Annotated in this window: 8 protein-coding genes; 7 read left to right on the top strand and 1 reads right to left on the bottom strand. The window is 57.5% G+C overall.

Going from position 1 to position 15,386, the window contains the following annotated elements:
• Positions 1-60 precede the first annotated feature (60 nt).
• From RBB63_RS21675 to RBB63_RS21650, 6 genes are all read left to right on the top strand, one after another.
• Positions 61-936, top strand: coding sequence for a transglutaminase family protein (locus tag RBB63_RS21675; protein WP_309387365.1), 876 nt, complete (start codon positions 61-63; stop codon positions 934-936).
• Positions 933-1,835, top strand: a complete 903-nt coding sequence (locus tag RBB63_RS21670; protein WP_309387364.1) for a transglutaminase family protein — start codon at positions 933-935, stop codon at positions 1,833-1,835. The genes RBB63_RS21675 and RBB63_RS21670 overlap by 4 nt, the downstream gene beginning before the upstream one ends.
• A 57-nt stretch (positions 1,836-1,892) precedes the next feature.
• Entirely contained in the window at positions 1,893-3,983 is a 2,091-nt protein-coding gene (locus RBB63_RS21665; RefSeq protein WP_309387363.1) for a transglutaminase family protein, read from the top strand.
• A 108-nt stretch (positions 3,984-4,091) separates the two neighbouring features.
• Entirely contained in the window at positions 4,092-5,048 is a 957-nt protein-coding gene (locus RBB63_RS21660) for a class I SAM-dependent methyltransferase (protein ID WP_309387362.1), read from the top strand.
• 484 nt (positions 5,049-5,532) lie between these two features.
• Entirely contained in the window at positions 5,533-7,317 is a 1,785-nt protein-coding gene (leuA, locus tag RBB63_RS21655) for a 2-isopropylmalate synthase (RefSeq protein WP_309387361.1), read from the top strand.
• A gap of 780 nt (positions 7,318-8,097) precedes the next feature.
• Positions 8,098-9,870, top strand: a complete 1,773-nt coding sequence (locus tag RBB63_RS21650; protein ID WP_309387360.1) for a hypothetical protein — start codon at positions 8,098-8,100, stop codon at positions 9,868-9,870.
• A gap of 6 nt (positions 9,871-9,876) precedes the next feature.
• Here the strand turns inward: RBB63_RS21650 and RBB63_RS21645 are convergent, their stop codons facing one another.
• Positions 9,877-11,136 (bottom strand): NAD(P)-binding domain-containing protein, encoded by a 1,260-nt coding sequence (locus tag RBB63_RS21645; RefSeq protein WP_309387358.1) that lies wholly within the window; start codon positions 11,134-11,136, stop codon positions 9,877-9,879.
• Positions 11,137-11,337: 201 nt separating this feature from the next.
• Here RBB63_RS21645 and RBB63_RS21640 point away from each other — a divergent pair, with 201 nt between their 5' ends.
• Positions 11,338-14,862, top strand: a complete 3,525-nt coding sequence (locus RBB63_RS21640) for a hypothetical protein (protein ID WP_309387357.1) — start codon at positions 11,338-11,340, stop codon at positions 14,860-14,862.
• Positions 14,863-15,386: the final 524 nt, after the last annotated feature.

Genomic DNA, 15,386 nt, shown 5'->3' with positions numbered 1-15,386 from the left:
CTACCATCCACTATTAAAAAACTAAGCACGAAGAGCCACGCACCAAATCACCCACTTAAAATGCGCTTCAAAGTCAGCCACACCACCCGCTATAAATATGCGGCTCCCGCCTCGGAGTCGTTTGCGGAGCTGCGCGTGTGGCCGCGGGACAGTGATTCCCAAAAAATCATCAGCCGCGAACTCGTGATCGACCCAGACGTGCGCGCTGATCATTACCTCGATTACTTCGGCAACCATGTGGAGTTCTTTTCGATTCCATTTCGCCACAGCGAGGTGCGCGTGGAGTCGGTTGCCGAAGTTGAAACGTTTCCCTGTGAGCCCCGCCCTGCCGTCCTCGAAACACCGATTGGCGAAGCGCGGCAAATCTACAACAGCACGCTATTCCGCCTCTTCGAATACTTGCAACCAACCGAGCTGGCTCCGCTCACACCCGCCCGTAAGCGTATCCGCAAAGTCTTCTTCCGCGAGAGTGACGAGATCGGCCCGGCGCTCCTCAAGCTAAACACCTGGATCTTTAAAACGTTCGAATACAAGCCCGGCGTTACCGATGTTTCCACACCACTGGAAGACGTCATCAAAAACAAGCGCGGCGTCTGCCAGGACTTCGCTCACCTGATGCTGGCCATTCTCCGTAGCCATGGACTACCTGCACGTTACGTGAGTGGCTACATCGAGGCGTTCGATCCGGAAAAAACCGACCCCGCGCTGATCGGCGCCGCCGCCAGCCACGCCTGGGTAGAGGTGTTCCTGCCCGGCGGATTCTGGTGGGGGCTCGACCCAACGAACAACCAGCCCGCCGGCGAGCGTCACGTGAAGGTGGCCGTGGGCCGCGATTACAATGACGTCGCCCCGATGCGTGGCACCTTCAAGGGCGTGCTTGACCAACAGCTCCAAGTCATGGTTTCGTTAACCCGAACCGCCAACGCCGAGACGTGAAAATTTCCATCGACCATTTGACCCGCTACCAATACTCGCGGCCCGTCAGCTTCAGTGAGCATCATCTGTTTTTACGTCCGCGCGATAGCCATAAGCTCCGAGTCGAATCATTCGAATTAACGACCTCGCTTGAATCGGCCCAACGCTGGATTCGCGATTGTAATAACAACATCGTCCTAGTCGCAAACCTCGGCCTCCTCGAATCCCAGGAAATGAATTTCCACTGCAAGATGGTGATCGATGTCGAGCAGGACAATCCATTCGACTTCATCCTCGAACCTTACGCGACGGCCTATCCGTTTCGCTACCTAGCGCACGAGGCGCACGCGCTGTCGCCCTACCTGGACACCAACATCATCCCGCACAGCCACAAGGTGCTGGACTGGCTTTACCTAGCGATAGCCGACGTCAACCGCCACCCGGATGTCGTGCAATATCTGGGCGATATCAACCAGGCCATCCACCGCGACATTGCCTACTCACGTCGCGACGAAGAGGGCGTGCAATCACCGAACGAAACACTGGAGCTGCGCCTCGGCTCCTGCCGCGACATGGCGGTGCTGTTCATCGCTGCCTGCCGTCACCTCGGTCTTGCTGCGCGCTTTGTCAGCGGCTACTTGTTCGATCCGCCGATGGGCAGCGCCTACGGTGAGGCGCACCTTTTCAACCGCGCCGTCGGCTCCATGCACGCCTGGGCGGAAGTCTTCCTGCCCGGCGCTGGCTGGAAAGGCTTCGACCCGACCAACGGCATTCTCGCCAACGAATATTTCCTCCCCTCCGCCGTCGCCCACGAGCCCAAATGCGTAAACCCCATCCAGGGAAAATACTTCGCCAAAGGCGGCGAACCCGTGAAATCCGCCATGGAGATCTCGCTGACCATGGAGGAACTGAAAGCGTGAGAAACCAATTGCCACACCTGCGTTCACCGATTAATTAACCAACGAACCAAGCGACCATTGAGCCACACACCACACGACTGCGCTGACCAAATCGAAGCATTACTCTCCAAGCGGGGCGTGACTTTAACGATGGGAGGCGAGCCGACGTTTGTGCCCAATATGCCTACCGGAGCCGAGTGGAACAACGACGCGATGGGCCCCGAAAAGTTCACCTTCGCTCGCAAGTTGACCGCCAAGCTCTTGCAGTCTCATTTCACCGGTGGGCTCGTCATGCAGGTCTTTGGCAAGCTTTATCCGGGCGAACCGCTCCCCCGTTGGGTGCTGCTTACTTTGCAACGCAAAGCTGGAACGCCCATCTGGACCGAGCCCAAGCGCTTTCTACTCGCCGATAAAAAAGGGCGCAATCAACCTGCGCAAGCCTCCCGCGTCATGCGGGCGATAATCGATCAATTGCCCATCGACACCAAGGCGATCCCCGCCGCCGAGCAAGGCGCCAAGAAGCAAACCGTTGGCTGGGTCCTGCCACTGGACTACGAGAACTCTGCATGGCAAAGTAAACCCTGGCCCTACGACCGCAGCCATCCCATTTCCCTGATTCCAGGCGACAGCCCCATCGGCTTGCGCCTGCCGCTCAATGAGCTGCCGCACGACGCAATCAAACGAGCACTGACCATTGAAGTCCGCAACGGCGCGCTGGAGATATTCATCCCACCGCTTGAATGGACCGGCTTTCAACAGCTCATCTCCATCTTCGAGGCGCTCAGCGTCAAGCTCGACCTGCGCGATCTGGTTTTCTGCGGCTACGCGCCTTACGAAACCAACGGCGAAACAACCGGCCTGGGTCTCGCCGCCGACCCCGGCGTGCTGGAGGTCAACCTGCCTCCCGCCTCGACCTGGCGCGAATACAACACCGCTTTCACCGCCATTTGCGATGCGGCGCACGCGGCCGGACTTTACCTGACCAAGCGCAGCCTCAACGGCATTATCCGCGGCACTGGTGGCGGTTCACACCTGGCTTTTGGCGGCCCCACTCACGAGGAAAACATTTTCTTTAACCAGCCAACGCTGCTGACCTCGGTCCTGCGCTACTGGCAGCATCACCCGGCGTTGTCCTACCTGTTTACCGGCCAGTATGTTGGGGCTGGTTGCCAGGCGCCGCGCATCGACGAAGGCGCCGAGCACCTGCTCTACGAACTTGAGTCCGCCTGCGAAGGTTTGGAACGACTGCCCTATGCGCCGAGCCGTGAAATGCTCGACCAGTTCTTCCGCAACCTGCTCACCGACGCATCGGGCAACACGCACCGCGCCGAGATCTGCCTGGATAAATTTTGGAACTTCTCCTCGCCCACGGGCAAGATCGGCATTGTGGAACTCCGCGCATTTGAAACGCTGCCCACTGCAGAAATGATGGCCAACGTATCGCTCTTCATTCGCGCCATCATCGCGATGCTCATCCAACGCCCTTTCCGTAAAAAGCTACGCCGTTTTGGGCCCAAACTGCACGACCGCTATCTGCTGCCGTCCGTGCTCATGGAGGACCTAAAAATCATCTGCGCCGACATCAAGCGCACGGGCATCGACTTCGACCCAAGCTGGCTGCAGCCTATTTTGGATTTCCGTTGCCCCGTGGTCGGCAAGCTCGCAATCCCCGGCGGCGAGCTGACCATACGCCAAGCCTTTGAACCCTGGCCGCTCATGGCCGAGGAAAGCCAAGGCGCCGCCACGGTGCGCGTAGTAGACAACTCCACCGACCGCCTGGAACTTTCACTTTGCGATGCAAAGCTTGCGGATCAAGGTCAACTGATCGTCAACGGCATCGCCCTCCCTTGGCAGGATGTCGACGGACAGAAAGTAGTTGGCCTGCGCTACAAATGCGCCAGCGCCTACCCGGCCTTACATCCGCATGTGATGATCCAGTCGCCGCTCAACATTCACTGGCAAACGGAAGACAGCCTGACCGGCGCGCAATACCACTACTGGAATCCCGAAGGCCCCATGTATGACGGCCTACCCGCTGATGACCAAGAAGCGCGCAAGCGCAGCGACGCCCGCTGGATCAAGCTGCGCAAACCGATGCCCTACGAAGAAATAAAAAGCGCCACTACCGCACCGGAATCCACTTGGACCATCGACCTGCGCCGCCAATAACCTACCACTAGCCGAACACGGACCATTCCTCACGGCAGGCCCATGCCTAGTTCAACATTTTATCCTTGCTGAATAATCCAGCTCCTAGTCTTGTGGCAGCAGACATCGATGAAGCGCCAACTCACCAAACTACTGCCCATAATCGACCTGCTGTCGGTTGCCTTCGTCTTTCCGGCAGGTTGGCTGTTGCGGTCCATTCGTCAGGCTGGCTTGGATAAAATGCCGCTCTGCAAGAAGGCGTTGTTTAAGGTCGGCGTGCTGCCGATTCGCGACCATTATTACGAGCCCGAATTCAAGCTAAAGCCTCGCCATGGCACTTATCAGGTTGATCGACCGTTGCCCGGGATCGATTGGAACGAAGCCGGGCAATTGGAGCTGCTAGAAGAGCTCACTTACGCCAACGAAATCCCCGATGCGATCAAGCAGCGACACGGAGAGGTGCAATACAGCTGGGATAACGGCAACTTCATCGCAGGCGACGTCGACTTTTTGTATCAGATCATTCGCGCCAAAAAGCCGCGGCGCATCTTCGAAATTGGCAGCGGCAGCTCCACGATTATCGCCGCCACTGCAGTCCAAGCCAATCAACAGGACGACGCGAACTACACCTGCCGTCACCAGTGCGTGGAACCCTACGAGCGCCATTGGCTGGAATCGCTCCCCGTTACCGTCGTGCGGGAAAAAGTTGAAACGCTCGATTTGGCGATCTTTCAGGATCTCGAGCGCAATGACCTGCTGTTTATTGATTCCTCTCACATTATTCGGCCGGAAGGCGATGTCCTCCACGAATACCTGCAAATACTCCCGACTCTGAAGCCAGGCGTCATCGTGCACGTCCACGATATTTTCTCTCCCCGAAATTACCCCGACCAATGGCTCCTCGGGCTCGTGCGCTTTTGGAATGAACAATACATTCTGGAATCATTCCTCACGCACAACAGCGAGTGGTCGATTATTGCCGCGCTTAATTTCCTGCATCACCGGCATCACGAGACGCTGAAGGGAGTCTGCCCCTTCCTGCGGGAAGACACCATGCCCGGCTCTTTTTACTTACAGCGTAACTAGAGCACTTTTCATCTAGATTGGCCGATCAGGCCGCAGTGATTTTTCGTGTCCAGCAAGGCGGCTTTGATTGAGCGGGCTGGAAGCCCGTGATTGAAATGCCAACGCCGCGAACTTCCAATCTGGCCCCAAGCCCTAAACCGAGTGCTTTTCCGCGCCAGCGTTGTTGGCTTTTCGCTCACAGGCTCTAGCAGTTCGTCTGCGCCTCAAAACCGTCACGACATGCGGCTTGACAAGCAACCCCGCGCAGTCGTATACCCTGCACCATCATGAAGCGCGCCTTCTTACAACTCGCGGCCGCCAAGCTTCTCCCCTGAGGGGGACTAGCAATTTCGTCATGGCCCGATGTGGCCGCGGGGACCATTCCCCGTTAAAACAAAAAGTTTTCCGGCAAATAGCCGTTTTTTCTATTCTTGGCCTGCCTGCATTGTGCGCGGATTAGCGCTTGGCAGGCCCGCGATCAACCTTCACTGATATTACCTTTGTCATGAAACCCGCATCATTGCGTAAATACCGACCCTTCCACAAGAAGTTCGAGACCCGCTTCGCCGACCGCACCTGGCCGGATAACCACATCGAGCGCGCGCCCATCTGGTGCAGCGTCGACTTGCGCGACGGCAACCAGGCCCTCGCCATCCCGATGAGCGTCGAGGAAAAGCTGGAGTATTTCCAAATGCTTTGCCGCATCGGCTTCAAGCAAATCGAGATCGGATTCCCCTCGGCGTCCGACACCGAATTCCGCTTTTTCCGCCGCCTCGTCGACGAAAACTTAATCCCCGAGGACGTCACCGTGCAATGCCTGGTCCAGGCGCGCGAGCACTTAATCCGCCGCACCTTTGAGGCACTGGAGGGCGTGCCACGTTCGATCGTGCACCTCTACAACAGCACTTCGCCCTTGCAACGCCGCGTGACCTTCAGCGACTCCAGCCAGGCGAAGATTAAGGCCATCGCCACTGAAGGCGCGCAATTGGTCCGCGAATTGGCGGACAAAGTCACCGATGGCAAAGTGTTCTTCCAATACTCGCCCGAGAGCTTCTCGGACACGGAACTGGATTACGCTTACGACATCTGCAAATCCGTCACCGACATCTGGGGACCGACCGCCGAAGAGCCAATCATCCTCAACTTGCCAGCCACCGTCGAATGGGCAACGCCCAACGTCCACGCCGACATGATCGAGTGGTTCTGCAATCAATTGAAGGCCGACGGCATTCGCGACAAGGTGCAAGTCTCCTTGCACACCCACAACGACCGCGGCACCGGCACCGCCGCCACCGAGTTGGCGATGTTGGCCGGTGCGGACCGCGTCGAGGGCACCTTGTTCGGCAACGGCGAGCGCACCGGCAACCTGGACATCGTCACTGTCGCCTTGAACTTGAACAGCCACGGCATCGAGACCGGCTTGGACTTTTCCGATCTGGACCAAATCCGCATGGTGTATCAGCGCCTGACGCGCATGGGCGTGCACGAGCGCCATCCCTACGCGGGCGAGCTGGTCTTCACGGCATTCTCCGGCAGCCACCAGGACGCCATCAAGAAGGGCATGGACATCATCAAGCGTGAGGCAGAAGCGAGAAGTCAGCAGGGAGAAGGGGAAAGCGCGGATGCCATCGAGTGGGCGGTGCCGTATTTGACCATCGACCCGCAGGACATCGGCCGTAACTACGAGGCGATCATCCGCATCAACAGCCAGTCCGGCAAGGGCGGCGTGGCTTACGTGCTCGACCGCGAGCATGGCTTGGAGCTGCCCAAGTCGATGCACCCCGAGGTCGGCAACTTCGTCAGCGCCCAGGCTGATGCGCAGAGCCGCGAGCTGTCCGTCGATGAAATTCGCGACGCATTCTTCACCGAATTCGTCAACCGCGAAGGCCCGCTGAAGCTGCGCGACCACGACGAAACTCACGTGGAAGCAGCCAACGACGACGGCGCCCTCGTCCACCAGCGCGCCAAGCGTCAGGGCGAAAGCGGAACCGAGTATGGCTGGACTTTCTCGCTGACCTTCGAGGGCAAAAAGATCGTCACCGAAGGCTACGGCAATGGCCCGATCAACGCCCTTGCCCACGCCTTGGAAAAGGAGGGCTTGAAGGACTTCCGCGTCACCGACTACCGCAGCCACGCCATCACCGGCGGCTCGGCGTCGGACGCCGCCGCCTACGTCCAGATCGTGAACGAGCAAGACGGCAAGCACTTCTGGGGCTGCGGGCTGGACCCGTCCATCGAGCAAGCCGGCCTGAAGGCGCTCGTCAGCGCCTACAACCGCATGCGCGCCTAGCCCGGCGAAGCCGCAACAACCAATCTAACTTCAAGGGCGATTCCGCAGCAGCGGGATCGCCCTTTTGGTGGGCGCTCACCGTTGAAGCGGCATCCTGCCGCTTTAAATTTCAGTTGGATTAGGGGTACCGGGCTCCATCTTTTTCCACCTTCAGCCGCACTTTTGCGTCGCAAAAGTCGGGCTATTCCGCCATACTTTCACCATGAAAAGTCGGCCCTGAGGCGAGCCCCCGAGCGGGCGAAGTATCGCCGACTGTCAATCGAAGCGTCGCCGACTCTTCCCAGAAGTATCGCCGACGCTTCCTCGCGTACGTGGTAAGGGTTTAGTCACAACCAAGCTAAGGTTTTGGTCTAAACCATGGGTAGGGTTGCGCCAGGATGATGGGGTGGATTCCAGTGGATATGCACGGGGTTCAAAGATCCAACTAGCATACGAGTAGATTACTAACTGGAGGGCGATGCTTGTAGGTTCAACGTATCGCCCTCCAGATTCTCCTCCCGCCGATAAGCATCGATTTTCGGTCAAAAATCCGTCCTGATAGGCCGCTTTCCTTGCTTCTAATGGCACGACCGTAGACACACCGACCGTTGGCTTTGTATCACTTGGCTGCGCTAAGAAACCGATCGCCCACGAGATCAAGCGCCTCAAAACCGCTAATTACGGCCTCTACATTTTGTTGGAACACTGTGCTCGGTGATTCGCGCTGATATACCCGACGAGTTGACGGCGTGATCAGAATGATTTGCCAACACAAGAAAAATCCATAAGGCATAGTATGTTGTGCCTACACCTAAGTCTGATAAAATCCGTATAGCCATCGTCCTCTTTGTCATCCTCGGGGCGAGCATCCGATTTCTCTACTACAGCAACACGCCGCTCGCCAAAGAAGATACAGCGCCTAACCAAGAACCATCCGAGACATTTGTTGAATCGCATGCCGGGACCACCGCCACCCGGTCCAACTCCCGCTTCAGTTCGACGACTAATTCTGGCAATCTCGACATCGTTCGCTTCGACCGCATCGACCTGCGCACCGATGGCAGCATGCTCGCGGAGAATGTCGCCACGCGCATGCAGGAAGCTTTGCAAACCGCGTCGCCTCACACGGTCGTCACCATCCTCACCTACAACGAATGGCCGGAGCCCGGCTCGCGTCTGCCAAACGCCATCTTCACCATCGGCATCGAAGATACCTCCACCACTGCAGGGGCGTTGGAGCAAGAGCAGGCCGTGACAGCAACCCTGCAAGGCGGCGCGCAGCCCTACAACTCCAACAACACCCTCCGCGACCGACTCACCCCGCCCGTTTTGCGTTGGACTGTCGATGGCTCCGTGGACGTGAAACAGCGATTCGAAGGCGTCTCCGTTGACCGCAACTTCAGCGACTCCATGGCGGACAATATCACCGAAAGTTTCGTCGATCACATCACCAAACAAATGCAGACTTTGCAGGACAAAGCTTCCGATCAATCCGCAACCATCGAGCTGCCGGATTACTTCTACCCCGCGTTTCACAACGAGCCGATGCCCGAAGCCTTCGCGCCCTACCAGCCCGAGCTCATGCTTTCCGGGCACGGACTTTTGCTGCCCAACGAAACTTATTGGCGGTTAACGGTTCCCGCTGGCGCGACGTTTCCGCTGAAACAAATCAGTGAAGCTTTGCAGGACAAAGCTTGGAAAGAATCCAGCTACCGCGAAGGCGATCCAAACGAAATCCCCATTCTCCGGCTCACTCAGGAATACGCCGAAAAGCTCGAAGTCTGGCCCATGGATCGCAGCCTGGAAAGCACTGAGCCAAGCACCACGGATCGCGAATACATTGCCCGCTACATTCGACGCCTAACGCAAGACCAATACCGCGCCATTGCGAGCCAGGCGTTTGCCGATGAGCAACCCGTCGCCGTGCTCATGATGCTCAACCCGTGGTGGGCCAAGGACGATCAACGCACCTTCGCCGAGCGCGCACTGACCAATGCAAACGCGCTGAGCCCGATCGCTCTGATCACCGTGGCGGAGACCCTTGAGAAGCAAGGCCGGGCCGATGAAGCGATGTCGCTCATGCCGCGCATTTACCTGCTCAATGAGATTGAAAATGCCAACCTCGATTCGCGCATGGAGAAGCTCGGGCAGGCCGCTACCGGCGATCAAAACTGGGCGCCCGAATTCCCCACGCTCACCAAACTCGAGGCCAACGGCGTGCCGACGATCGCCAACGATGGCAGCGCCACGCAGACGATTCCGCTCAACGGCTACGCCTTCACTGCGATCGACCGCGAGGGCGAAACGCACGTGGCCTTCGTTCGCATTCAACCCGATACCGAAGACGCGACGGGTGAATACATTCAAGTGATGAACGGCGAGCTTCACGCGGGCAGTTCCTTTTGGGGCGAGGGCTCGTTTTCCGCCAAGCAACTGCACGCAGGCGAAGACTTTGGCGGCACGCACAATGGCGTGGAGACCACGCAACGCGTCACGATGCTCGACCCCGAAACGTTCGAAGTGACCTACATCAATGGCCCGCTCCCGGAGGCCAGCAACACGCTCACGCAATAGCGCGGCTCACGGCTTGGGAATCGGCGTGTCGCGGTAGCGCTGCGGATACCGTTTTCGGTTCTCCCGCGCGGTTTGCGCCATCGGCTCAAACCAACTCGGCAACGGCTCCGCGCCGCACTCCGCCGCGAGTAAATTCATGTAGGCAAACTGCTCGTCTTCCAGCTTGTGGAAGTGACGCAGCGGACGCCCTTCCGCCGTTAACTCGCGCTCGCGCTCAGCGACAGCCGCCTGCATCTCGCCTTCCGATGCAAACGCAAAACGCCCCGCAATGCGCCTCAGAAACCACTTCGCCTGCACCTCAAACAGCGGAAACGGAATCACTGAATTTGGCAGGCCAATGAAGGCCAGCGTTGGATGCTGCGGCGGAATGAGATCCAGGTAAAGCGGGTGCACCCAGTTGTCGTCCACGGCGACCAATCCATCCGCGAGGAACGGGAACCGGTAATGATAGCCCGTGCAAAAGATAACCGCGTCGACGTCTGCAATCACCTCGCCATCAGTCAGCTTAATGTCGTTCATCGCGAAGCCCGCAATCGCTGGACGCCGATCGATGTTGCCCTGCCCTGCGGGCTCATGACCGAACCCATTCGCGCACCAGTAAACGCATTTGGCGCATTGACTGATCTCGCGCGCGAGGTCTTCGCCGGAAGCCTTCGCACCAAACACGGCGACACTTTGCCCTGCAAAGTTTTCCGGTCGGCGGTAGTTATGACTGTGCATCAGCAGCCCGCCAAAGCGTTCCATGCCCGGCAATTTCGGCACGCGCGGTTCGCGGTAATGCCCGTTGCAAACCATCACCGCATCGAAGCGTTCCTCACCGCCGTTGGCCAACTTAACGCGCCAACCATCGTCCACCGGCGTCACGTGATGCACGCGCACGTTGAAGCGGATGTGCGGCATGAGCTCGAAGTCCCGCGCGAAGCGTTGCAGGTAAGCCAGCACGCACACATGCCCCGGGAACTGCCGCTCATCAACGTAGCTCACCACATCCATCGGGTAATCGCGAAACGCCATTAGCTCGCGTGGCAGGTTCGTGCGCAGCGACGCATAGAGCGAGCTGTGGATGCGCTGACTCGGGTTCAAGCCCAGAGGGTCATCTTCCGCAGCTTCATGAAAATCCCACACGCCGCCAAGTTGGTCACTGGCTTCAAAAGCCACGACGTCCAAGCCTTCGCGCAAGGCTTCGCGGACCGCAACCAGCCCTGCAGCCCCTGCGCCAATCACCGCCACACGTGGCCGCGTTTTATTCGGCGGTGAGTTAGGCATTGCAGGAAGATCGGGTTGGTTGTCGTTCAACATAGCGGACGTGGCAATCGTTTCAACACTAGCCCACTGCCTGACGCCACGGCAAGCCAAGCATGTGCAATGAATATAGTTGAAGAAAAGCTTAACAAAGTCGGCTTGCCGACCGATGGGGGGATTGATTAAAGAATAAGGTTCGACGCCTTACTACGCTCACGACTCACCATGCTAAAAAACTACCGACTTTCGCTGCTTGCGATCCTGGCTTGCGTTGTGCCAGGCATTGCTGCTTTCGCTCAAAAAGTGGACTGGAGCAATGCTCCGCTCAATCCGATTCCGGTTAAATACAAGACCGAGCACTTCAACCTCAAGGGGCCAGTATTCTCGGCGGATAAGCAAGTCTTCGGCGAGGACGGCCGGATGATCAAAGACATCAGCTACGTGCGCTACGAAGATGGCCAGCCAATCAGCAAAGGCAGCGTTCCGTGGGAAACCGACGCCGAAGGCCGAGTGACCCGCGAATACTACTTCAGCGGACGCGATTCGCATTTTGAATTTCGGGACGATGGTTTGCTTAGCAAAACGACACACAAGTATAACAACAGCGAAGAGGTCATCGTCTACTCCTATGACGATGCCGGGCGCCTCAACCGTATTCAAAAAACCGATGGGGATAGAACGGAAACCACCACCTACGACTACCAAGTGGATGGCGACAACGTCCACATTACCGAGACGACTCAGAAGGGCGACAGCCCCGCCAAGCGCCGTTTCCTGACCTACACCAATGGCCTCCTGACGGCGTCGCGCGCCGAGGGCGACACCATTGAGCTAACGGTGGAGTATGAGTTCGATGACTATGGCAACCCGACCAAGATGGTGCATGCGCAGAACAACGGCGTCCGCGACGAGTTCAAGACCCGCTACCAATACTACCCCGAGATCAAGCAACGCAACGAGCTCCTCTACGGCGCCGTGCCCAAGGATAGAACAACACCGGTCAGCGTATTCCGCAACGGCGATTTGGCCAAGGAAGTCGCATTCACCCATCGCGAGGGCAAGCGAGACGTCATCATCTACGACGATTTCAACGAAAGCTATTACCGCGTCGATCTGAGCGAGCCGCTCAAGCCCGGCGAACGTCGCCCGGCGGAACTGCTCATTGCCAATGCCGACACCATCGCCTTCTTATATGACGACTCCATCGAGCCTTTTTACCGCGGCCTTACGGTGTTTAAAGACTCAAAGAACAAAGCAAGCGTTACGGCCAATACCGGCATCATCACCTACTCCGATCACGAGCGGTTGTCCTCTAACTATTCGTTGTTTTTCGACATGGAGTCCGGGGAGGAGTTACTGACCGGACGCCTGCTGGACCACACCACTCGATTTGCGAGCGGGCACATGTATTACGTGGTTGGCGACAGCGGCGAGCTGGAGCTGTTCTACCTCGGCAGTTCCATCGAGAACCCCCTTGATAGGATCAAAGGTAAAGTGGGCGAAGACGATCTGGTTTTTTATGATGGCGATCGCCCCAAATATGTCTTGCCTGGCGCGCTCAACAACCCGAAGCCCGGCGTCTACCCGTTCCGCTTTTTCGACGGGGATAACGAAACCGTCACCCCGCTGCCTGACGACTATAAGTTCACCGCCGATGTGGCCGATTTAGCCACTATAGGGAGCCGCGAAACCGTCCCCGGCTACACCACGGAAGACGTCGCCGCGCTCTACACCTTTACGCCCGAGGAAAAGCAATCCTACGCGCGCGCCTACGTCAACAAGACGGATGCGCCGCTGAATCCGTTCGCCTATGTCAGTGGCTTGCCTGACCTGAACCTCGAAGGCGACATCGCTTACTACCTTGGGGCGAACCAACGCCTTTACTTTGACGAAGATGGCACGCGCTTCGATCCCACCGGCCAGTACTTCACCGACGAGGAAACCGCCCGCCGCGAGAAAGCCACTTACCGGCTCTTCGACAACGGTAACAAACTCCTCATGGAGAAGCATTACACGAACTCACTTTGGGACATCGACGCCATCTACAAATACAACCAGAACGGCACGATCCAAAGCTCGTATTACATCACCACCGATGGTCAACTGGTCGAGGTCAACACGTATGAATACGATGATGATCGCCGCGTCATTAAACAAGTCCGCCAGAGCGGTAAAAAGACGATCAACTTTACCTATGGTTATGAGGACTTGGATGGCCAACTCCAGGTCACGATGTCCATCACCGGGCCAAGCATTGATAAAACACTTCAGGAAGTCTACGGCAACGGCCGCCTTGTCCGCAAAGTCGAGAAGGACGGCGACAAAGTCACCGAAGAGACCTTCCAATACATGAACGACCACTTCGGCAATGCCTACGTCCGCATGGATCAGGACGGCAAGCAAACCGAAATCAACTACTACTACCACTCCGACACCTGGCAGCCCGACCGCTGGCATTGGATCAACGAAGCAGGCTTGGCCGAGAACAGCTACCCCTACGTTTACGCGCACGACTTACAGGTCGGTCAACTCGATGGCAGCTACTCGGAAAAGAGGCCCTTTTCGCACGGCATTTTCTATGAGCCCATCGCCCAGAACTACTACATCGGCGAAAACGCCATGCTGCCCGCCACCAAGAAAAACCCGAATGCACGCGGCAAATTGGAGCTCAAGGTGTCGTCCACGGCGATGCTCTATCTGGCTAAGAATGGACAAATCAACCTCTACGACCGCGGTCGCGCACTGTCTGGAAACAAGCAGTTCCGCAGCGGCAACTCCCTCGCGTTATACAACACCAAGAACGGCCACACCTACCTGATTCGCGACCTCGCAACCGGCGAAGAAAAGCTCTTCCCGGCCACAGACCTCGGCACCGACGTTGTCCTTTGGTATCGCGCTTCCGCCGAAGGTAATCTGAGCTTCTTCGACAATGGAGGCGCGCCCGATGGCAAGCTCGCCAATGGCGGTTATTACCCTAACGGCGACCTGCTCGTCCTCAAAGACGATCAGCCTTGGGGCATCCTGGAAGACGCCGATCTCAAGCGGCCGGGCGCGACCTACCAGATGCTTCCCTACGACAATCGCGGCCGCCCGGGCGAAAAGACGCCCCCACCCAAGTATGGCAACATCTCCCACGCAACCTACAGCTTCAGCGCGCCGGTCATCCTCAAGCGCGAGGCTGGCCAGTATCGCTTTTATCAAAATGGACAACAGCTCTTTCTGCCTCGGGCATTCCACGTGGGAGACTCCGGCAACGCCTTTGCTCATTTCGGCAACAGCTACCGCCTCTTCGAGCAGGCCAAGGGCCTCACCGCCGGCCAAGAGCTGCGCGATACACAGTTGATTATGGACCCGCTGCTGCTGGAGCAAAACGGCGACAAACTCCGCGTGTGGTGGGAAGGCAACGCAGTCCCGGAAGGCGAATACGTCCTCATTCCCTGCGACGATGGCAGCCGCTTCCTCTACCTGACCAAGCTCAAGAAGCCCATCGAAATCAAAGTCGGCAGCAGTTACCTCAACTACTCGGTCGGCTCGACCCTGTGGGCGCCCAACGTCTTGATCAAAAACAAAGACGGTTTCTATTGCGTCGAGCGCGGCGTCATCGTGCAGTCGGAAGACGTCACCCTGCAACCATTCCAGGGCAACATTGTCATCTACATCGAGTCCGACCCGGTCTATGTGATTTCCGGCGTAGAAAAAGTCGAGGACCTCCCCATCGGCATCCACCCCCTCACCGACTTCAGCTACTAGCAGCGTATCCGGTTCAGCGCAGGAGATTACCTGAGGTGGAATCAGACCACTTCAGCGGGCCAAAATATTGCCAAACATTCAATCTGCCAGGCATACAGCAGGGTTCAGAATTCGCCTCAAAACGACCACACCCTGATGTAGGGCTCGCGCTGGCGCGACGCCGCAACCAGTGGTCGGCGGAGAGGCAATCGGCGACATCGCGCCAGCACGAGCCCTACATGCCACCGCATTCCCAACCCAATTAAAGCCTGCCCGCCCTCATTATGCCCAAAGCGTACCCGGTTGTTGTCAAAACCCTTATGCGTCTTTTTCGAAAAGCCCAGCTAGCCTTCACCGACAGCAGCTCGACATATTTCGGTATAAAATCTGTGCCTGCGTGAAATGTGAGGAAGGGCATAACTAGTGTGGTGTCAGCGAATTTTATCTCAAAATAAGCTGTACTTTTTGGGAGAGCCCATTCATGCTCTTTTGCATGGAAACACGTGGACGCAATGTAGCAAAGATTGAGCTAAACACCGATGAGC

Source organism: Cerasicoccus frondis (genome assembly GCA_031296915.1).
GTDB classification, from domain to species: Bacteria; Verrucomicrobiota; Verrucomicrobiia; order Opitutales; family Cerasicoccaceae; genus Cerasicoccus; species Cerasicoccus frondis.
The sequence above is the reverse complement of the archived record's forward strand: the minus strand, read 5'-3'. Positions and strand labels throughout refer to the sequence as shown.